We start from the raw sequence: 20,087 nt of genomic DNA, 5'->3' as shown, positions 1-20,087 counted from the left end.
ACCCTGTCCCCTGGTATTTATTCCTTGACGATTCTCCGTGCCGCTCGGCATACTCGCTTACCATGTTTGGCGGAAGGTTCTATTTATGCGCTCCGCCAGCGGTGGTCGTCATGGATATTGTTCTTCTGCGTGTTCTTTTTGTTGCCCTCCTTAGCGTTGTTTGCTATGTTCTTCGGCCCTTCGGGCTGTCTTCTCCCTTGAGCGCTGTGGCTGGCGCCGTGGCTGCGGCTTTGGTGATTGTCTTTGAGCTGCGCGTGCGCGCGCTTACGCTGCGACGGCTGATTGGCGCGGTTGCCGGGTCGCTGCTGGGCATTCTTGGGGCGGCGCTCTTCTGCCTCGTTTTGCGCTCGGCTCCGCTCAGTGAATCCACTTCGGCAGTGCTGCAGATTTTTGTGCTGCTGCTGATGACGTATGTGGGATTGCTGGTGGGCGCGAGCAAGGGAGACCTGCTGAACCCGGCGGCGCTGGGCGCAATCTTTTCCGGTGAGAAGCCTGCGCGGCGCGAGGCGAAGGTTCTCGACACCAGCGTCATCATTGATGGCCGCATTGCAGACATTGCCGAAGCGGGCTTCATGGATGGCGCGCTGATTATCCCTGAGTTTGTGCTGCGGGAGTTGCAGGTGGTTGCGGATTCAACCGATGGCTCCAAGCGGCAGCGCGGCAGGCGCGGCCTTGATATGTTGCAGCGCATGCAATCGAATACCGCGATTCAGGTTCAGATTGTCTCCGATGATTTTCCATCCATTCGCGAAGTGGATTTGAAGCTGCTGGAACTGGCGAAGAAGCTGGATGCGAAGGTTGTTACCAACGACTTCAACCTGAACAAGGTTGCGCATCTGCATCATGTGGAAGTGCTCAACATCAATGACCTTGCCAACGCGTTGAAGCCGGTGGTGCTGCCCGGTGAGCGCATGACGATTGTGATTTTGAAGGAAGGCAAGGAGTACAACCAGGGCGTCGGCTATCTGGATGACGGCACGATGGTGGTTGTGGACAATGCGCGGAAGATGATTGGGCGCAGCGTGGATATCTCCGTGACCAGCGTGCTGCAGACGGCTAGCGGCAAGATGATTTTCGGCAAGGTGGATGAGCTTGGCCGGAATGGCGATGTAGCACGGGCTGTGCAGGCAGGGCCGGTGGAGATTGTGCGGTGAGGCAGCTATTAGCTTTTAGCTCGGTGATGGGAGAACGGATATCTATGGTTTCCCACCCTTGCGCCAGAAAAAAGGCGCAAGGATGGGGCAAGGGGATTTGTTTTTCTGATTAGTATTTTGGGACGCTGGGGTCGATCTGGTCGCTCCATGCGGTGATGCCGCCGGCGACGTTGACTACCTTCTCATAGCCTGCCTGCTTCAGCAGTTCTGAAATCTGCTGGCTGCGTCCGCCGGATTTGCAGTGCACTACGACTTCGCGGTTTTTATCTATCTCCGCGAGTCGGTTGGGCACGTCGCCTTTGGGGATGAGCTTGCCGCCTATCTGTGCAATCTGCGCTTCCCATGGCTCACGCACATCAATGAGTTGCACGTCTTCGCCTGCGTCGATGCGGCGCTTCAATTCCTGTACGGTGATTTGCGGAATGCCGTTCTTCAAATTTGTCTCCTGCGCTGCGGGCGTTATGCCGCAGAACTGTTCGTAGTCGATGAGTTGGGTGACCGTTGGGTTGGGGCCGCAGACGGGGCACTCGGGGTTTTTGCGCAGCTTGAGTTCGCGGAAGCGCATGTTGAGCGAGTCCACGAGCAAGAGACGCCCGATGAGCGAGTCGCCCTTGCCGAGAATGAGCTTGAGGACTTCCGTGGCCTGAATGACTCCGACGAGGCCGGGGAGAATACCGAGCACTCCGCCCTCTGCGCAGCTTGGCACAAGGCCCGGCGGTGGCGGCTCGGGATAGAGGCAGCGGTAGCAGGGGCCTTCTTCCGTAGCAAAGACACTGGCCTGGCCCTCGAATCGGAAAATCGACCCGTAGACGTTGGGCTTGCCCGTCAGCACGCAGGCGTCATTGACGAGATAGCGCGTGGGGAAGTTGTCCGTGCCGTCGGCAACGATGTCGTAGTCTTTCAGAATCTCAAGAGCGTTGGCGCTGGAGAGCATCGTCTCGTGCTTCACGACGTTGAGCGCGGGGTTGAGCGCCTTCAGCTTCTCTTCAGCAGAGTCGAGTTTCTTGCGGCCAATGTCGTTGGTTGAGTGGATGATCTGGCGCTGCAGGTTGCTGGAATCGACTACATCGAAATCGACGAGGCCGAGTGTGCCAATGCCCGCGGCAGCGAGATAGAGAGCCATGGGCGAACCGAGGCCGCCGGTGCCGACGCACAGCACCTTCGCGGCTTTGAGCTTCTGCTGGCCTTCTATGCCGACCTCCGGCAGAAGGATGTGGCGCGAGTAGCGGGCCATGTCGTCTGTGGTGAGCTGCGGGAGTGTGGCGGGTTCGGTTGCGGTTGCCATAACTTGTCCTTTCTCGATTATCGCTTCGCTCAGGCCACCTGAATGGACTGGAGTTCCAATCGTTTGTCCTCTTCCGTGGTTCCAGTAAGGAGGAAGGAGTTGGTGACGGCGGCTTTGCCCTGGGCTACTTCCGTAATGACGTAGGCGCAGCCCAGCCAGTGGGCTTCGGCAAAGTCGGTTTGCGACCACTGCGCGGGGTGGTCGGGGTGCGAGTGGTAGAAGCCTGCGATTTCGAGCTTCTTGCTGCGGGCTTCGCGCTCGATTTTTACGAGTTCGATGGGCGCAATGTTGTAGCGGTTGTGCGCGGAGTCGGTACGGGTGTTGCCTGCCTTGATGGACTCGACGATCTGCCAGCTTCCGTCTATGGAATTGCCGAGCAATGCGCCGCAGCATTCATAGGGATAAGTTTCTTCGCCGTGTGCGCGGATGGCTTCGTAAACGGCTTTCGGGAAAACGATGGTGCTCATTCTTCCTCCCAGAAGCGCTCGCTGAGGTACTTGTCGGCGGAGTCGGGCAGGATGGTGACAATCACGGCGCGGCGGCCTGCGGCGGCTTCTTCCTTTGCTATGCGCAAGGAGGCTTCCACGGCTGCGGCTGCAGAGATGCCAACGAGGACGCCTTCTTCGCGGGCCAGCCGTTTCGCCATGGCGTAGGCGGCTTCGGTTTCAATCTCGATGTTGCGGTCAGCGACTTGCGGGTCGTAGATGGCGGGCACAATGGCGGACGGCATATGCTTCATGCCTTCGAGACCGTGAAACGGCGAGTCCGGCTGGAAGCTGATAGCTATGAGGCCGGGATGAAATTCCTTCAAGCGCCGCGTGGTTCCGATGAAGGTGCCCGAGGTGCCGAGGCCTGCGAGGAAGTGCGTGATTTGGCCTTCGGTCTGCCGCCATATTTCCGGCGCGGTGGTGTTGTAGTGCGCCTTCCAGTTGGCGTTGTTGGAGTACTGGTCGCAGTAGAAATATTTTTCGGGCTCGTCGGCCGCCATCTGGCGGGCGCGGCGAATGGCTCCGTCCGAGCCTTCGTCGGGAGCAGTCCACTCGACGGTGGCTCCGTAAGCGCGGACGATGCGTTTGCGCTCGGGTGAGACGTTGGACGGCATGACGAGGCGGACAGGGAAGTCGAGTACCGCGCCGAGCATGGCGTAGGCAATGCCGGTGTTTCCGCTGGTGGCATCGAGGAGCGTTTTGCCTGATGAGCCGGGCTTCAGTAGGCTACGTTCCATGGCATCGCGGACCATGCTGGCTGCGGCGCGGTCTTTTACGCTGCCGCCGGGGTTGGTCCACTCTGCTTTGGCCAGCAGGGTGACGCCGTTGAGCCCTTGCGCGATGTGTTCCAAGCGAATGAGCGGCGTGTTGCCGATGCGGTCGAGGAGGCTTGCGCCGAGTTGTGCTTGCGGATTCGTGACGGTCATGGGGAAATTTTCAGGGCGCGGAAGGTATGATGAATTCAGGCGCGGTGGAGAGGCAAAAACTTCGCTGCTGTGCCAAGGATTCTACGCCGGGCACCTCCGCGCGTGCTCCTTTCATATCCTCGCAGACTGGAAAGCGACCCATGGCCCGTAAAAAAAATCCCACCTTCGATCAGCTTATTGATTCGCTTCGTTCGCAATCGTTTGAAGTTGCGCCGTATACCGGCGTTGACAAGGCCGTGCAGGTGACGAAGAACGGCGTTTCCGCGGTGCTTGCGCCCAGCGGCGCCGGCAAGGGAGAGGGCAGCGCGGCCAGCCTGGTGGTGACGCCGGGCGTGTTGGTGCCGGGCAAACTGGTAAAGGGCGAGATTGCACGTCTGCTCGACCGCGGCTACCAGAAATTTATCAAGACCACAAAATTTGAGCTGCCCGCGACCGCTGCGCAACTGCATGCGATTCATACGTTTACCGAGGAGCTGAACCTGGTGACGGGGACGATGGGGCTTTATAACGAAGGCCTGGGTACGACAAGCGACCTGTATCAGTACGACCGCCTGCGTGGTCGCGAGGTTGAGGCTCCGGCGGGTGTTCGCCCTTGGGAACTGACGGCGGGTCACTGAGCGTCTTTTTCTGGGCTTCGTTTTCAAAATAGACACCTCTGGTTTTGCTGAAAGCTGCCGATGTTCCTTGGAGAAGAGGGACAGACGGTGGACGACGAGTATCCGGCAACGAACTTGAAGCTTCGGCGGGAGCAGCGGAAGTTTTTCCGCTTTCCCGTTGAGGGCGAGGCATTTCTTTTTCTGCAGGGAGCGGGCGCGAGCCTGCGCTGCGGCATGACGGACCTTGGCCTGGAGGGCTGCCGTTTGCGCCGCGATGAGGAGATTCCTGTTCCGGTGGGCGCGCCGGTGGAGGTGACCTTTCGGCTGGCGGGAACGAACTTCCGGTTTGCCGGGGTGCTGCAGTGGTCGGCGCACAACCAGGTGCTTGGGATTCAGTTTCAGAAGATGAGCGCGGCTCGCAGGCAGGAGCTGGCGGACCTGCTTGGCGGCTTGCGCGAGGAGCTGGATGCGCGCCAGAAAGAGGCCGCGCAGCGTGTAGCGGCAACGCTGAAGGCCGCGAATACGACAGAGACTGACAAAAAGCCGGGCGGCTTGCGCAGGGCGGCGATTCTGAACCGGGACCGGCGTCAGCATGTGCGGCACACGGTGGATGGCACAGCGAAGGTTCGCTTTCTTTCGCTGCACAGCCAGGCGGTGGGCAAGATTATCGACTTGAGCATGGGCGGCTGCCGCATCCGGTCGGAAGAGGTGATTCCGGTGGGCGCTTTTCGGCGCGTAGAGGTGGAGTTTCTGCTGAGAGGCACGCCGCTGCTGCTTCCGGGTGTGACGCAGGCGCTGCATGACAAGCACACCGTTGGAATTCGCTTTGTGGAAGTGACGGACCGCAAGCGGGAACAGCTTCGCGAAGTGATTGAAGAGTTGGAGCAGGGGATTGCCAGCTAGAGGCTAGCCGCGGGTGCGACTGCCTGCGCGTTCGCGCTGCAGCTCGCGGTAGAGCTCGCTTTTGGATTGTCCCAGCGTGCGTGCGAGGCGCTTGAGGGCTTCTTTTTCGTCGAGGCCTTCGGTTGCTTGCAGGGCGGCGATTTGCTGGCGGATGGATTGCGTTACCGGCGCTGCGGATTGCTCGGCGGGCGCTTCAATCAGCAGGGTAATTTCGCCACGAACGCGATCGCGGGAGGCCAACTCGGTGCGGATTTCCGCTGCCGTGCCGCGCAGGAACTCTTCGTGCAGCTTGGTTAGTTCGCGGGCGACGACGACGCGCTGCTGCGTCGGGAAGACGGCTTCGATATCGGCGAGTGTTTCCAGAATGCGATGCGGAGCTTCGTAAAAGATTGCGGTACGGCCTGTGCCTGCCAGTTCTTTGGCCAGGGCTTCGAGGCGTGTGCGGCGTGCGCCTGCTTTTTCCGGAAGAAAGCCGAGGAATTGGAACTCGCTGGTGGGCAGGCCGGAGGCGACAAGCGCGCTGAGCGCGGCGTTGGCTCCGGGAATGGGAATGACGGGCAAGCCTGCGGCGATGGCGGCAGCGGCGAGGCGGCTACCGGGGTCGCTGATGCCGGGCATGCCTGCATCGGTTACGACGGCGATGCGTTTTCCCTCTCGGATGGCCTCTACGAACGCCGCCGCCCGCAGGGCCTCGTTGAATTCGTGGCAGCTTTCGGTTGGCGTTTCGATTTGGAAGTGGTTGAGCAGCTTTTGGGTCTGCCGAGTGTCTTCGGCGGCGATACGGTCGGCGCGCTTGAGCACGTCGAGGGCGCGGAGGGTGATGTCGCCGAGATTGCCGATGGGCGTGGCTACAAGATAGAGGCCGGGTTTTAGCGGGGCTTCGTTTTCGTTCAGGCTGTCGCTAGTCATCGCTCTCACTGCGCTCGTAGCGGCGCTGCTCGGCAAGCAGAGACATGGAGCTCATGAGGTTCTGCACGCTGACAATGCCGACGACGCGGCCACTTTCCGTAACCGGAATCAGCGCGAGTCCGCGGCCTGCCGTAATGCGGCGAATCGTAGTGCCGAGTGTGTCTTCAGGCCGTGCAACCTGGAAGGCGCGGGACATGACGGACTGTACGTAGCCGTTGCCATCGCTGCGCAGAGCCTCCATGATGCGCTGCCGCGAGACGATGCCGACAAGCTGAGGGCCGCGCACGACGGGGAAGTCTTCCTGCAGCGAGTGGACGCAGCGCGAGAGCGCATCGGCCAGTGTGTCGGAAGGCGAGAGCGTGGCGAAGTCGGTGAGCATGACTTCGCGCATCTGCACCGTGTCCACAACAGACTGGAAGAAGACGCCCTGGTCTTCAATCTGCGCGCCAATCATGATGAAGAAGCCGGCGATGATGAGCCACGGGCTATGCAGCAGCATTCCACCAACCATGGCGGCAAGGGCGAGCAACTGGCCGAGACCCGCGGCGGCGCGGCCTGACGGAGCTGCACCATGCTTCTGTGCAAAGTTGCCACGCAACAGGCGTCCGCAATCGAGCGGATAGGCGGGTAGAAGATGCAGGGCGGCGAGTCCGGCGTGCATCCAGACCAGGCTGCGCAGCAGATGCCCGGTGGCAATCAGGGGCAGGCCGGGCAGGTCGATATTGGGCGCAACGCCAAGGAAGACTGCGGCGAGAAAGAGCGCGGTGAAGCCGTTGGCAAGCGGGCCCGCAGCGGCGAGAAAGAACGAGCCGGTTCCGATGGTGGCTAGCTCCTGGCTTTCCGGCGTGGCGTAGGCGAAGAGCCCGCCAATGGGCAGCAGCAGAATGGCGCGCAGGCGCAGGCCCATCCATGCGGCAACCAGCAGGCGCGCGGTTTCACGCACAACAATAGCGGAGACGAGGATAAGGAACAATGCCAGGCCGCGCTGCACGGCGAGCGTGTTGCCTTCGGATGCGCCAAGGCCGGCGCAGACCACGGCGAGCAGCAGAAAGAAGGTGTGGACGCGAAGTTCTACGCCCATCCATCGGCCCAGTGGGATTGACCAGCCACGCATAGGGCCATTGTAGTGTGTCAGGCCCTATGTCTATATTCTGTTTTTCTATGCGAGTAATTGCAGGCGAGTATCGCTCGCGAACCCTGGATGCTCCGGACGGGATGGCTACGCGGCCAACGAGCGACCGTTTGCGGGAAACGCTGTTCAATGTTCTGGCTCTGCGAATAGATGGGGCACGGTTTCTGGATTTGTATGCGGGCTCCGGCGCGGTGGGGATTGAGGCCGTGAGCCGTGGGGCCGCGCAGGTGGAGTTTGTGGAGAAGGCTGCGCCTGCGCTGAAGACGCTGCGGGGGAACCTGTCACGCCTGGGAATTGCAAGCGGGGTGCGTGTACATTCCGTAGCGGCGTCGGCATTTTTGCGCGGAACGGCTCCGGCGGAGGGGTTTGATGTCGTGTTTCTGGACCCGCCCTATGATTTGGCTGCGGAGTATGAGACGGTGCTGCGACTGCTGGGCCGTGAGGATTCCGGCTGGCTGGCTGAGGGTGCCGTGGTGATTGCCGAGCATCGCCGTAAAGACCGGCTGGAAGACAGCTACGGCGCGCTGAAGAGGACACGCCTGCTGGAGCAGGGTGATGCGGGGCTGAGCTTTTTCGCAAAAAGCTAACGCCGCTGGTAAAAGGGCCATACGATGGCGGCTGCGAAGGCCACAGCGATTAAAAATCCTATCGCCATGAGTGTGTAGATGAGGACGAGGTTCGGGCCTTTGTTCTCGTTGTCGTTCTCGGGCTGGCCGGGATTACTCATATTTCAGCGACTCAACTGGGTCGAGCTGTGCGGCGCGCGTGGCGGGCATGGTTCCGAAGATGATGCCGACAAATGTAGCTGCTGCCAGTGCAATGACTATCGACAAGGGAGAGATGGGCAGGCTGAAGTCGGTGAAGAGGCGAACGGAGAGCGGCAGCGAGAGCCCAACGAATGAGCCGACGACGCCTCCGGTAAGCGAGATGATGGTGGCTTCCGCAAGGAACTGCAATCGGATTTCGCGGCGTGTGGCTCCGAGGGCTTTGCGGATGCCGATTTCTCGAATGCGCGAGCGTACGGTGGCGAGCATGATGTTCATGATGCCTACGCCTCCAACGGCGAGTGTAACTGTGGCGACCAGCACCAGCACAGCCGTGAGGATATTCGAGATGGTGTCGGCCATCGAAAGCACTTCGCGCAGGTCCGTGGTGGTGTAAACAGAGTTGGCGCGGTGCCGCGTTTTGATGATGCGCTTGATTTCCGCGGTGGCGTCGGCAACTTCCGCCATGGAGCGCATGGAGAAGTAAATCAGCTTCACGTTGTCCGTGCCGGTGAAATAACGCGCAACCGAGTACGGAATCAGGATGGTCTCGTCGGCAAGCTCGGACTGGCCGAAGTCTGTAACCGACTGCTTGAAGACACCGACGATGGTGAAGGGAATGCCGCTGATAGAGAACTCGTGGCCCACGGCGGCGTCAATGGAACCGTAGCGAAGCCTGGCAAATGTCTCTGTAACAACGGCGCATTTGATGTGCTCGGTGTCGTCGGTCTGGTCGAGAAAGCGGCCATAGGTGACGAGCAGATTGCGGACGTGTTGATAGTCGGGGCTGACGCCAAGGACGAGCGTATCCTTGACCACGCCACCGCCAAAGCTGATGCGGTCGTGCGTCATCAGGATCGGCGAGGAGTACAGAATGCCGGGGAGCTGTGCGTCGATGGCCTTCTCGTCGTCGCGCGTCAGGTAGTCGTTGTAGATGTTGCTTTCCGCCCCGGCGGAGCCGCCGCCTGCGTATTCCAGCGCGATCTGGTTGGTGCCGATTTTCTGGATTTCGTTGAGGATAAATTCCTTGCCGGTGAGGCCGATAGTACTGACAAGAATCACCGATGCGGTGCCGATGACCATGCCAAGAGCAGTCAGCGCAAAACGCAGCTTGCTGGCGCGGAAGCTGTCGAGGGCAATCTTGAGGATTTCCGTCCAGACCATGGTGTGGCGGGCGCTGAGCAGCGTTTGTTGAAAGCGGCGCTGCTGGCGGACTGTCTCGTCGATAGTGGTAACTGGCGGCATGATCTATCTATGGGATGCGCGGCCCGGCGCTGCGGCTCTCAAAAAATCAGCCGTAACGCCTGGTAGAACCCTCGCTTCCTATTCTATTTGAAAGGGCTTATTTCGCCGGGTCGTAGGTAGACTGGTCGTATTTTTCGAGCCAGTTCAGCTCTTCGCGCACCTTGATGTAGCCATGCCAGGGGTTCTTGGCGAGAGGATGCCCTTCGCCGGGAAAGACCAGGAACGTATGCGGAATGCTGAGCGATTCAAGCGCCCGCTCCATGGTTACGCCTTCAAGAAAGTTCACACGGACGTCCGCGCCGCCCTGCACGAGATGCGTGGGCGTTTTGACCTTGTTGAAGCGGAAAAGTGCGGCTTCCTGCTGGTAAACTTCGGGGTTTTCCCAGGGGCGGCCACCAAGAAACCACGCATCGTCGAAGGTCAGGTCGTCATTGCCCCAGTTGGCGGCGTGCTCTACGGCTCCTGCGCCGGTTACGGCAGCGCGGAAGCGCGTGGTCTGCGTGATGAGCCAGTTGGTCATGTATCCGCCATAGCTGTATCCGCCAATGGCGAGGTGGTCGGGGTCGGCATAACCGTCTTTTACGAGAGCGTCGACGCCGGAGAGGATGTCGAGGCCGGGCTTGGAGACAAGGTGCGGAGCGATTTCGAGCATGAAGTCGTCGCCGTAACCCGTGGAGCCACGATAATTGGGGCGGAAGACGAGCCATCCGCGAGAGGCAGCCAGCGCGGCCCAGTCGTACCAGTCGGCCTCAAAGCGGTTGCCGTCGGCGTCTTCCGGGCCTCCGTGGATGAAGGTGAGCATGCGCAGGTGCTTCGCGCCCTTTTTGCCTGGGGGAAAGATAAGCACGCCTTCGACGGTGCGGCCATCGGGAGCCTTCCATGTGTAGGGCTCGAAGGCAGGCTGCGCACGCTGGGCAAAGACCGGATTGAAAGAGGTAAGCGCGGTCAGCTTGTCCGGATGCAGCGGGTCGTCGGCAAGATACGCCTGCGTGGGCACGTTGAAGCTGGAGTGCGTAAGCAGCAGGGCATTGGAGCCATGCACCGATTGCAGGTCGCCGTAGCTGCCGGGAAGGCCGGGGAGCTTGGTCGCATGCGCTCCGTCAATTTTGTAGATTTGTTGTTCCGTGCCCTTCAGGCCAAGTGCAATCTCCGCGCCGTTGGGCAGCAGCGTGTATCCGCTGAAAGAGCCGCTAAAATCCGCGCCGCGCCGTTCCAGCTTTTCCGTTGCAATCTCAAGGCGGTAGAGGCGGCCCTGGATGTCGCGGTATGGCCCTTCGGCTGTGCCAGCGCCCGCGTCTACCTGAAAGTGCAGCCACTTGCCGTCGGCAGACCAGCGCAGCCGGGACTCGAAGCCGTTGTTGTGCGTGATTTGCCGGGTGGAACTGCCGTTAGCGGCAGCGAGGAATACCTCGTAGTTCTGCGGGTTTTCTACACGGTGATGAACTGGGGTGGTGGTGAAGGCAACGGAGGAATCATCAGGCGAAGGCGCGATTTCAGCGATGGACAGGGTGTTTTTCGCAATCGTCCGGGCTAGTTGGGGAAGTGCGGCGGAGTCTTTTTTGCTGTCCTGCTGAGGCGCAGGATGGGGAGGAGGCGTGAGGAGCGGGGAAAGTATCGCAAAGCTGACAGGCTGCTTGAGAAGCAGGTCTCCGCGATGCTGTTCCCGCCAGCGAATGACGTCCTTCCACTGCTCCTTCTGTGCGTCCTCTTCGTCCTTGGTCTGCGGCTGTGTCACGGAATAGTAGATAGCCGAGCCATCCGCCGACCACGCAAAGGCATGCACATCAAGCTTTTCCGTGAAGAGCGGGAGGGCTTCGCCTCCGGTGGGAGAGATGATCCAGATGCGGCTGGCCTTGTCATCGGCACTCGACGGAGCACCATCCGCGCCAGCAGATTCGCCGGGAAGAGCGCGGTCGCTGAGGAAGGCAATCCATTTTCCATCCGGACTCCACTGCGGGCTTTCTTCGCTGCCGGAATGAGTGAGCATTTTCAGGCCGTCTGCCCTGGTCCACAGCCACAAATCGCTGCGAAAGATGTTGTTCTTCCAGTCGGGAGCTTCCGTGCCAATTACCGCTGCGGAGCCATTGGGAGCCATGCGTACGGCGCTGATTTCCATGGTGTTGAAAAACTCGTCGAGACTGATTGGCTGCTGCGCGGACGCAAGCGGCACAAGGCAGGCGCAGAGTGCAGATGCGGCAAGCAAGGAATGAACATGCTGAAAGGGCATAGACGCAATATATCGTTCCGTTGGCAAAGGAGTTAACGGAATTTGGCGGATTCCGAATCAAGGGGCCTGCGCAATTCCCGTCAAGTAAGCAATTCCTGCGGTTTCATCCGCTCGCGCAGGCGCTGCGGCTTGCAATTCCCCCATACGCTACCTATCATCGTTGATATGCACAGATTTCCTTGTTGTCGGTGTTGTACGCTGCGTCACGCGGCGTGGACGGCCTGTGGAATCCAACAGTGATTGCATAAAACAGGTTTCTTTCACCCGCGGTTTAGCTTTCAGCTGACGCGGGTTTTGCATTTTTAGCCGCGGAATTCAATTCAAAGACAGGTAGTTGAGGAATCATGACCCAGGCAGTGCCCCAAAACGTCATCCCCGAAAAAGAGACCAAAGCCCAGCGTGCGGAACGCCTGAAGCGCACCAAGAATCCGTGGGAAGCCTTTGACGAGGTCCGCCAGTTTGCCCGCGAGGGGCGCTCCAGCGTGGTGCCCGAGTGGGCCGAGTTCTACTTCAAGTGGTGGGGCGTTTACACGCAGGGCGACGGCGCGGGTGCTACCGGCGGCAAGGGCGGACAGGGGCTGGCGACCGACTACCTGATGATGCGCGTCGGCATTCCCAACGGCATTCTTTCGTCGCAGCAGTTGCGCACCATCGGCGGCATTGCGCGCAAGTACGCGAACAATCTGGCCGACATTACCACGCGGCAGAACATTCAGTTTCACTGGCTCACCATTGAGTCTCTGCCGGAAGTTGTGGATGAGCTGACCAAGGTTGGTCTTTCTCCCAAGGGTGCATGCGGCGACGTGGTGCGCAACGTAACAGGCTGCCCACTGGCTGGCGTGGCGCATGATGAGCTGATTGACGCCTCTCCGCTTGCGGAAGAGATTGCGCACCTGCTCACGGCGAATCCTGAGTTTTATAACCTGCCGCGCAAGTTCAAGATTTCGGCAACGGGCTGCCCGTCATGGTGCACCTATCCCGAAATTAACGACGTGGCCCTTACGGGCGCAAAGAAGAACGGTGAGGTTGGCTACCACCTGCGCGTAGGCGGCGGCCTGTCGAATGAGCCGCATCTCTCGGAAAAGCTTGACGTGTGGCTGAAGCCCGAGCAGGTAGTGGCGGTGGTGAAGGCTGTTGCGGAAATCTTCCGCGACCAGCTTGGATTGCGCGAAAGCCGCGACCGTGCGCGTTTGAAGTACCTCTTCATGAGGGAAGGCTGGACCGCTGAGAGCTTCCGCGAGGAGCTGCAGAAGCGCGTGAGCTTTACGCTGGAGCGTGCAGGCGAAGAAGAAGTGCCAAGCGATGTTTTTCGTGACCATGCAGGCATTCATCCGCAGAAGGAAGCAGGGCTGAGCTATGTTGGCGCTTCCGTTCTGCGTGGCCGTCTTACCGGCGAACAGCTTGAAGCTGCTGCGGACCTTGCCGAGCGCTTTGGCAAAGGACGCCTCCGCGCAACTGTTTCGCAGAACCTGCTCTTTCTCGATATTCCTACGGAAAAGACTGTGGAGCTTGCGCAGGCGCTGGGTAAGCTTGGCTTGCATGTAGATGGTTCCGTCTTCTGGCGTGGCGCGGTGGCCTGCACCGGCACGGAGTTCTGCAAGCTTGCCATCACGGAGACTAAGGGCTTCGCTCGCTGGCTCGTGGATGAGATGGAAGAGCGCCTGCCGCAGTTCGACCAGCAGCTTCGCCTGCATGTAACCGGATGCCCGAACAGTTGCGGCCAGCACTGGATTGCGGATATCGGCATGGAAGGCAAGAAGATTAAGCATGAAGGCAAGCTGACCGATGCTTACTACTTCTGCCTTGGCGGTGCCGTGGGTGAGCATGCTGGTTTTGCGCGCCCCGTTGGTTATCGCTGCCTTGCCACCGATGCGCCGGAAGCAATTGAGCGCCTGTTGAGGCAGTATCTTGGCAGCCGCAATGGTGAGGAAAATCTTCGCGCATGGTTTGCGCGCCACTCCAACGATGAGCTGCGTGCGCATCTTGCGGGTGAAGTGGTTGCGGCCGTAGAGCGCGACAAGCCTACGGGCCGCGTGCCGCACAGCGCAGGCGAATAAAGGAACACGATGAGCTTACTGCCGATTTTTCTCCAACTCGAAAGACGCGCTGGCCTGCTGGTCGGCGCGGGCGCTGTCGCGTTGGATAAAATCGGCAGCCTGCTTAAGACTGGCGTGCGCTTGCGTGTTGTGGCTCCTGAAGCGCGGGAAGAGATTCGCACGCTGGCTGCCGAAGGCAAGCTGGAATGGATTGCGCGTGAGTTCGTTCCTGCTGATCTTGACGAAGTGTTTGTGGCCATCGCCGCAACCAGTACGCCGGAGGTGAATGCGGCGGTGTACCAGGCAGCGGTGGAGCGCGGTGTTCTATGCAACAGCGTGGATGATATTCCGCACTGCGATTTTTTCTTCGGCTCCGTAGTCAATCGTGGCGCGCTGCAAATTGCAATTTCAACCAGCGGAGAAAGCCCCGCTGTAGCGCAGCGTCTGCGCCGTGAAATGGATGCGCAACTGCCGCAGGATTTAGGTCCGTGGCTTACGCAACTTGGCGAGTTGCGTCGCGAAGTATTGGGTACGCATCCGGCTGGTGAGGAACGCAAGGCGCTGCTGCATCAGCTAGCGCAACGCCAGCTCTGCGAGTCGGAGAGTTGCCCTTCGCGTTTGCTTGCGAAAGCTCCGCTGAAGCCTGTAGCAAACAGTGCAGGCAAGGTCTATCTCGTAGGCGCAGGTCCCGGAGACCCGGAACTGCTGACGCTGCGTGCATTGCGCGTTCTTCAGTCTGCAGACATGGTTCTGCATGACGACCTTGTTCCGCAGGCGATTCTGAATCTCGCCACACGCGCTGAAATTGTGAACGTGGGCAAGCGCTGCGGTACAAAGAGCATCACGCAGGAAGAGATTCATGCGCTGATGATTCAGCATGCGCGTGCAGGCAGAACAACGGTCCGCTTGAAGTCTGGTGATCCGCTCATCTTCGGTCGTGCTGCGGAGGAGATGGCTGCGTTGCGCAAAGCGGATGTTGACTTCGAAGTCGTTCCCGGAATCACTTCCGCGTTTGCCGCTGCCGCTGCCGTGCCGTTCTCACTTACGGATCGTCACAGCGCATCGAGCGTAATCTTTTCGACAGGCCACCACGCGCAGTCGCACAACGACGCGCCGCTGCCTGCGCAGGAAGACGCAACCCGCGTTGTCTACATGCCGGGCCGCGACTTGAAACTGCTTGCAGAAGAGTGGCGTGCCGAAGGGCTCCCCGCCGATCTTCCCTGCGTGCTTGTCTCGCACGCCGCGCAGCCCAACCAGCAGGTGCGATGTACCACGCTTGCCGGGCTCGGCGATGAAGCTCCCCTGCCTGCACCCAGCCTTCTGCTTGCCGGGTGGGCTGTACGCGAAACCGCCGCAAAGTACCTGGCGGATGCGAACGCTTCCATCGAAGCCTGACCTTTAACTGACACAACACAACTGGAGAAAACCATGCCTGAAGTCCCTGCAAAAAGGGGCGGTATTCCGCTAGACGTGTACGCCGTTGCGCTTGCGCTCGTGCTGGCCCTGCTCGTTCGCTTCAACCTGATTCCTGCGATTCCGTGGTAAGCGGCACGCTCGATAGCATTTTCCGGATTGGTGTAGAAGGAAGCCGCAACTGCTGAGTGGATTTTCTTTAAAGAAAATCCACGTTAACTGACTTCGGAAAGTTCACAGTATTCCGGAAAATGCCTTAAAGAAATCCCCGCGCCGTTAGAGAAAGTTCGCCACGCAAGGAGAAACACCATGGCATTCGCTGCCAATCCCGCTTCCGCATCTGGATTTGACCGGACTGCGAATCCTCTACAGCGCATTCTCGCGCTGATTCCCGGCCTGCTTCTGCTCACTGCCGTTGGCTATGGAGGCAAGATTATCGAGGCCTCCATTAACGGCTACACGAAGGCGCATCACATTCCGTTTCCCAACATTGAATACGTGCTGTGGGCGATTGTGATTGGCCTTGTTATCGCCAACACCATCGGTGTGCCGAAGATTTTTCAGCCCGGTGTCGCGACCTATGAGTTCTGGCTCAAGGCCGGCATCGTTCTGCTGGGCTCGCGCTTTATGCTTGGCGATATTCTGCGTCTCGGCGGAATCTCACTGGCGTTGGTTGCAGTGGCCATTGCGCTCTCGTTTACGTTCATGCACTTTCTGGGGCGCAAATTCCAGCTCAAGCCGAAGCTGACTTCGCTGCTGGCCATCGGTTCATCCATCTGCGGCGTCTCGGCAATTATTGCGGCCAAGCCTGCAATTGATGCGGATGATGAAGACGCCTCGTACGCCATCGCCGCAATCCTGGCCCTCGGCGCTATCTCGCTTTTTGCCTTCCCCGCCATTGGCCACGCGCTGCATCTCAGTGATAAGGCCTACGGTCTGTGGGCTGGCCTTGCGGTAGATAACACAGCGGAGGCAACCGCTGCAGGCGCGCTCTACTCGGACGCCGCAGGCAAGGTAGCCGTGCTTGCCAAGACCACTCGCAATGCGCTCATCGGTTTTGTTGTGCTCGGCTATGCGCTCTACTGGGCCTCTCGCGGGCAGGCTCAGGCAGTTGGCAACAAGGCTGCTTTTCTCTGGCAAAAATTTCCCAAGTTCGTACTGGGCTTCCTGCTGATTTCGCTGCTGGCTACGCTGAGCTTCTTCACCAAGGGACAGTTGACGAGCCTTGCAAATCTCTCGCGCTGGGCCTTCCTGCTGACCTTTGCCGGAGTAGGCCTGCGTACCAGTTTCCGCGAGCTGGGCAAGCAGGGCTGGCGGCCTTTCGCGGTTGGCGCAATCGGAGAAATCTTCATCGCGCTGATTACGCTGGGTCTGGTCTTTGGCGCGGACCGGCTGCTGCATCTGTAAAAACCGCCAATTTGTGAGAGCCAAGCTGCCCGGACAAGCCTTCTGCCTGTCCGGGCAGCTTTATTTTGAGCCCGCCGTGGCCTTTATACTGAACCATGTGTGAAGGGCCCAAAACCCGCGCACAGGAAGAGAGACAAGGTTGGCGCAGGCAGAGATTGGCATTATTGGCGGCAGCGGGCTGTATTCCATGCCCGGATTTACCAACATTCAGGAAGTTCGTGTAGAAACGCCCTTTGGCGATCCGTCGGATGCCTTCGTTCTCGGTGAACTGGAAGGTCGCAAGGTTGCTTTCCTGGCGCGTCATGGCCGTAGCCACAGCATTCTGCCTTCGGAGCTGAACTTCCGCGCCAACATTTACGCATTCAAAAAGCTTGGCGTTGAGCGCATTCTTTCCGTCTCCGCCGTTGGCTCGCTCAAGGAAGAGCACAAGCCTACCGACTTTGTGGTGCCTGACCAGTTCATTGACCGTACCTTCCATCGCACCTCCACGTTCTTCGGTGAAGGCATTGTAGGCCACGTAGCTTTTGGCGACCCCATCTGCGCTACGGTTGCAAAGACCGCAGCGGCAGCCTGCACAACCGCAGGGGTTGTAGGCAAGTTCGGCGGCACATACGTCTGCATGGAAGGCCCGCAGTTCTCCACCAAGGCGGAATCGAACCTCTACCGCAGTTGGGGCGCGGACGTTATCGGCATGACCAATCTGCAGGAAGCCAAGCTGGCGCGTGAAGCGGAGATTTGCTACGCAACCGTTGCCATGGTGACCGATTATGACGCATGGCGCGAAGGCCATGACGCCGTCACGATTGAAGAGATTGTGGCCGTACTGCACAAAAACGCGGAGAACGCAGGCAAAGTGGTGAAAGCCGCTGTGGCCGCCATGCCCACGGAGCGCAAGTGCGCCTGTGCAACGGCGGCGCAGTTTGCGGTGCTCACCAAGCCTGAAGCGATTCCGTCCGCAGCTAAGGAAAAGCTCAAGCTGTTGTTTGGTAAATATCTCGGTTAATTGCAGAAAACCTCTACACATAATCCAAGGAGAGCAGACGAGTGGCGATTACAGTAGTCGGCAGCGTTGCGTTTGACACGATTGAAACTCCTGCGGGACGCAAGGAGCGCTGCCTCGGCGGCGCAGCCACGCATTTCTCGCTAGCAGCAAGCTTCTTCACCGATGTGCGCGTTATCGCTGTTGTGGGCGAAGACTTCGGCCCTGAGCAGGAAGCGGTCTTCAAGGCGCGCGGCATCGATACGCGTGGTATTGAGCATTCTGCCGGCAAGAGCTTCTTCTGGGAAGGCTCGTATCTCGACAACCTGAACGAAGCCAAGACGCACACTACCGAGCTGAACGTTTTCGGCTCATTCCAGCCAAAGATTCCCGCCGAATATAGCGACTCGGAATATCTCTTCCTTGCCAACATTGACCCTGTGCTGCAGAAGCGCGTGCGTGATGCTATGCCGAACGTCAAGCTCGTCGCTGGCGACACCATGAACTACTGGATCAAGGATCACAAGCCCGCGCTACTCGAAGTGCTGAAGGGCCTCGACATCCTGCTCATCAACGACACCGAGACCAAGATGCTCGCAGGCAACAACAATCTTGTGCAGGCTGCGCGTGAAGTCATGTCTTACGGCCCGCGCATGCTTGTCACCAAGCATGGCGAGTACGGTGCGACCGCGTTCTTCGGCCCTATTCTCAACGGCCTCAATGCGAAAACGTTCCGCGCTCCCGCTCTGCCGCTCGAAGAAGTTGTTGATCCCACCGGCGCCGGCGACAGCTTTGCAGGCGGCTTCTTTGGCTATCTCGCATCGCAGCCGGAGCTAACGCCAGCCGTACTGCGCAGCGCCATTTTTTACGGCAGCGTGATGGGTTCCTTTGCCGTGGAGCGCTTTGGCACCGAGCGTATTGCACAGCTTACGCGCAAGGAAGTCGATGAGCGCTTTACGCAGTTCCGTGAGCTGACGCACCTTGACTGAGTCACGCCCAAGCCGCGTGGAAGGCTGGATTGTTCTGGCTTTCTGCGCGGCTTTGTCGTTGATTGCGATTGCATGGAGCTGGCATCACGGCGCCATGCTGAATTACGGTGATGCCGTGGCGCACATGCACATTGCGCGGCGTGTCTTTGACTCGCACCGCCCCGGAATCAGTCAGCTTGGTTCTGTGTGGCTGCCGCTGCCACATCTTTTGCTCATTCCCTTCATCGCCGTCTACGCATGGTGGGCCAACGGCGCAGCCGCTCTCATCCCCTCCGCTCTGGCGTGGCTGGCATCGTGCTTCGGCATCTACAGGCTGGTACGCCGCTGGCTCACTCCAACCGCATCCGCTATTGCACTGGCATTCTTTGCGCTCAATCCCAACCTGCTTTATCTGCAGACAACAGCCATGACCGAGCCGCTGTTTGTCTGCGAGATGGTGTGGGCCGCCGTCTGGCTGGTCGAGTGGCGTGCCACGCTCGATGAGCAAGACACACACACCGGCAATCGTCTGCTCTGGTGCATCGCGCTGATACTGGCCGCCGCGGTCTACACGCGTTATGACGGCTGGATTATGGCTTTTCTCGCGTGGTGCGCCATCGGCATAGCGCTGCTTCGCCGCGGCCTGCTCAACAACCGCACGTTCTGGCTCGCAAGCGTAATTGTCGTGGCCGCTCCGGTAATCTGGCTCGTCTACAACGCGGTGGTTTTCGGCGACTGGCTCGACTTCTCGCGTGGACCATACTCGGCCAAGGCAATCGAGCTTCGCACGGCAACACCCGGCGCGGGCCCACCGCATCCCGGCTGGCATAATCTCTGGGTTTCGTTGCTGTTCTATGTCCGGTGCGCGGAGATGGATGCCGCAGCCCTTGCGTGGGGCAATGTGCTGCTAATGGTGAGCGCGCTTGGAGCTGCATGGGCATGGCTCACGGCCCGCCGCAAGGCCTTTCGGTGGGCGTTGCTGCTGTGGCTTCCGCTTCTGTTTTATGCGTATTCCGTTGCCTACGGTTCCGTGCCGATTTTTCTTCCGGTCTGGTGGCCGCACTCCTGGTACAACACGCGCTATGGCATCGAGATGCTGCCCGCACTCGCACTCGGAGTAGGCTTTGCCGCAAGCTTTGCACTCGGCGCAGCGCGGGAGTTCAAGCCGCAATCCGCCCGCTACATAGCCGCCGCATTCTTTGTGCTGCTGTTGCTGAATGCCGCATGGATGCTGTACGAAGGCCCTCCGGTGTATATCGAAGGAACGAAAAACATCGAAGCGCGTCGTTCTTACGAACAGGAAATTCCAGCGGCACTGCGCGAGCAGTTGGCATCACGGCCAGGTGGAATCGTACTGATGGAGACCTCTGTTTATCCGCAGATTGTTGCCTTCACTGGCATTCCTCTTCGTCAGACCATCAACGAAAGCGACAAGGAGTTCTATCACTCCGCGCTCGAATCTCCCGCAAGCCATGCCGCTGTGGTTCTTGCATTTGACGGCGATGAGATAGACCATGCGGTACACGCGCATCCGCAGGGACTGACGGTGGTGCGCAGATTTACCGCTTCGGGACAGCCTGCCGCCACACTTTACGTCTCCGATACCCAGCCCGCGACGCGCTCAACAAGCGCGCCCGCACAGTGATAGCATCGGG

General features: G+C 59.6%; 18 protein-coding genes. 10 read left to right on the top strand and 8 right to left on the bottom strand.

Annotation, left to right across the window (positions count from 1 at the left end; genetic code table 11):
• Positions 1–110 precede the first annotated feature (110 nt).
• The gene (locus AC5S3R_RS07335) at positions 111–1,154 is read left to right on the top strand and encodes a PIN/TRAM domain-containing protein (protein ID WP_494266367.1); all 1,044 of its coding nucleotides are present in this window, start codon (positions 111–113) and stop codon (positions 1,152–1,154) included.
• 109 nt (positions 1,155–1,263) lie between these two features.
• Here the strand turns inward: AC5S3R_RS07335 and moeB are convergent, their stop codons facing one another.
• The 3 genes from moeB to AC5S3R_RS07320 are packed head-to-tail and all read right to left on the bottom strand — an operon-like array spanning position 1,264 to position 3,853.
• On the bottom strand, positions 1,264–2,439 hold the full coding sequence (gene moeB, locus AC5S3R_RS07330) for a molybdopterin-synthase adenylyltransferase MoeB (protein ID WP_494266366.1): 1,176 nt from the start codon (positions 2,437–2,439) through the stop codon (positions 1,264–1,266).
• 29 nt (positions 2,440–2,468) lie between these two features.
• Positions 2,469–2,906: a M67 family metallopeptidase gene (locus AC5S3R_RS07325; RefSeq protein ID WP_494266365.1), complete on the bottom strand. Its 438-nt coding sequence runs from the start codon at positions 2,904–2,906 to the stop codon at positions 2,469–2,471.
• Positions 2,903–3,853: a PLP-dependent cysteine synthase family protein gene (locus AC5S3R_RS07320; protein ID WP_494266364.1), complete on the bottom strand. Its 951-nt coding sequence runs from the start codon at positions 3,851–3,853 to the stop codon at positions 2,903–2,905. The genes AC5S3R_RS07325 and AC5S3R_RS07320 overlap by 4 nt, the downstream gene beginning before the upstream one ends.
• A gap of 140 nt (positions 3,854–3,993) precedes the next feature.
• Between AC5S3R_RS07320 and AC5S3R_RS07315 the strand changes: the two genes are divergently transcribed.
• Together AC5S3R_RS07315 and AC5S3R_RS07310 are read left to right on the top strand one after the other, a co-directional pair.
• Complete coding sequence (locus AC5S3R_RS07315; protein WP_494266363.1) at positions 3,994–4,470, top strand: hypothetical protein; 477 nt, start codon at positions 3,994–3,996, stop codon at positions 4,468–4,470.
• A gap of 60 nt (positions 4,471–4,530) precedes the next feature.
• Positions 4,531–5,352, top strand: coding sequence for a PilZ domain-containing protein (locus AC5S3R_RS07310; protein WP_494266362.1), 822 nt, complete (start codon positions 4,531–4,533; stop codon positions 5,350–5,352).
• 3 nt (positions 5,353–5,355) lie between these two features.
• Here the strand turns inward: AC5S3R_RS07310 and rsmI are convergent, their stop codons facing one another.
• Together rsmI and AC5S3R_RS07300 are read right to left on the bottom strand one after the other, a co-directional pair.
• Positions 5,356–6,261 (bottom strand): 16S rRNA (cytidine(1402)-2'-O)-methyltransferase, encoded by a 906-nt coding sequence (gene rsmI, locus AC5S3R_RS07305; RefSeq protein WP_494266361.1) that lies wholly within the window; start codon positions 6,259–6,261, stop codon positions 5,356–5,358.
• Positions 6,254–7,342, bottom strand: coding sequence for a CBS domain-containing protein (locus AC5S3R_RS07300; RefSeq protein WP_494266360.1), 1,089 nt, complete (start codon positions 7,340–7,342; stop codon positions 6,254–6,256). The genes rsmI and AC5S3R_RS07300 overlap by 8 nt, the downstream gene beginning before the upstream one ends.
• Positions 7,343–7,422: 80 nt before the next feature.
• Between AC5S3R_RS07300 and rsmD the strand changes: the two genes are divergently transcribed.
• On the top strand, positions 7,423–7,980 hold the full coding sequence (rsmD, locus tag AC5S3R_RS07295; RefSeq protein WP_494266359.1) for a 16S rRNA (guanine(966)-N(2))-methyltransferase RsmD: 558 nt from the start codon (positions 7,423–7,425) through the stop codon (positions 7,978–7,980).
• Here rsmD and AC5S3R_RS07290 read toward each other — a convergent pair.
• The 3 genes from AC5S3R_RS07290 to AC5S3R_RS07280 all read right to left on the bottom strand — a co-directional run bounded on the left by AC5S3R_RS07290 (position 7,977) and on the right by AC5S3R_RS07280 (position 11,629).
• Positions 7,977–8,120, bottom strand: coding sequence for a hypothetical protein (locus tag AC5S3R_RS07290; RefSeq protein ID WP_494266358.1), 144 nt, complete (start codon positions 8,118–8,120; stop codon positions 7,977–7,979). The genes rsmD and AC5S3R_RS07290 overlap by 4 nt on opposite strands.
• Positions 8,113–9,402: an ABC transporter permease gene (locus tag AC5S3R_RS07285; protein WP_494266357.1), complete on the bottom strand. Its 1,290-nt coding sequence runs from the start codon at positions 9,400–9,402 to the stop codon at positions 8,113–8,115. Before AC5S3R_RS07285 ends, AC5S3R_RS07290 begins: the two co-directional genes overlap by 8 nt.
• 97 nt (positions 9,403–9,499) lie before the next feature.
• Positions 9,500–11,629 (bottom strand): S9 family peptidase, encoded by a 2,130-nt coding sequence (locus AC5S3R_RS07280; protein ID WP_494266356.1) that lies wholly within the window; start codon positions 11,627–11,629, stop codon positions 9,500–9,502.
• Between the two features lie 344 nt (positions 11,630–11,973).
• On the opposite strand from AC5S3R_RS07280, the gene AC5S3R_RS07275 reads away from it, so the two are divergent.
• From AC5S3R_RS07275 to AC5S3R_RS07250, 6 genes are all read left to right on the top strand, one after another.
• A complete protein-coding gene (locus AC5S3R_RS07275) occupies positions 11,974–13,686 on the top strand; it encodes a nitrite/sulfite reductase (RefSeq protein ID WP_494266355.1) in 1,713 nt (570 codons plus the stop codon).
• A gap of 9 nt (positions 13,687–13,695) precedes the next feature.
• On the top strand, positions 13,696–15,060 hold the full coding sequence (gene cysG / locus AC5S3R_RS07270) for a siroheme synthase CysG (protein WP_494266354.1): 1,365 nt from the start codon (positions 13,696–13,698) through the stop codon (positions 15,058–15,060).
• Positions 15,061–15,387: 327 nt separating this feature from the next.
• Positions 15,388–16,485: a YeiH family protein gene (locus AC5S3R_RS07265; RefSeq protein WP_494266353.1), complete on the top strand. Its 1,098-nt coding sequence runs from the start codon at positions 15,388–15,390 to the stop codon at positions 16,483–16,485.
• A gap of 139 nt (positions 16,486–16,624) precedes the next feature.
• On the top strand, positions 16,625–17,488 hold the full coding sequence (gene mtnP, locus AC5S3R_RS07260) for an S-methyl-5'-thioadenosine phosphorylase (RefSeq protein ID WP_494266352.1): 864 nt from the start codon (positions 16,625–16,627) through the stop codon (positions 17,486–17,488).
• 41 nt (positions 17,489–17,529) lie between these two features.
• Positions 17,530–18,453, top strand: a complete 924-nt coding sequence (locus AC5S3R_RS07255) for a PfkB family carbohydrate kinase (RefSeq protein WP_494266351.1) — start codon at positions 17,530–17,532, stop codon at positions 18,451–18,453.
• The gene (locus AC5S3R_RS07250) at positions 18,446–20,077 is read left to right on the top strand and encodes an ArnT family glycosyltransferase (RefSeq protein WP_494266350.1); all 1,632 of its coding nucleotides are present in this window, start codon (positions 18,446–18,448) and stop codon (positions 20,075–20,077) included. The genes AC5S3R_RS07255 and AC5S3R_RS07250 overlap by 8 nt, the downstream gene beginning before the upstream one ends.
• Positions 20,078–20,087 lie beyond the last annotated feature (10 nt).

The organism is Occallatibacter sp. FHG110214_02, assembly GCF_059115385.1.
This window is presented reverse-complemented; position numbering and strand designations above follow the sequence as displayed.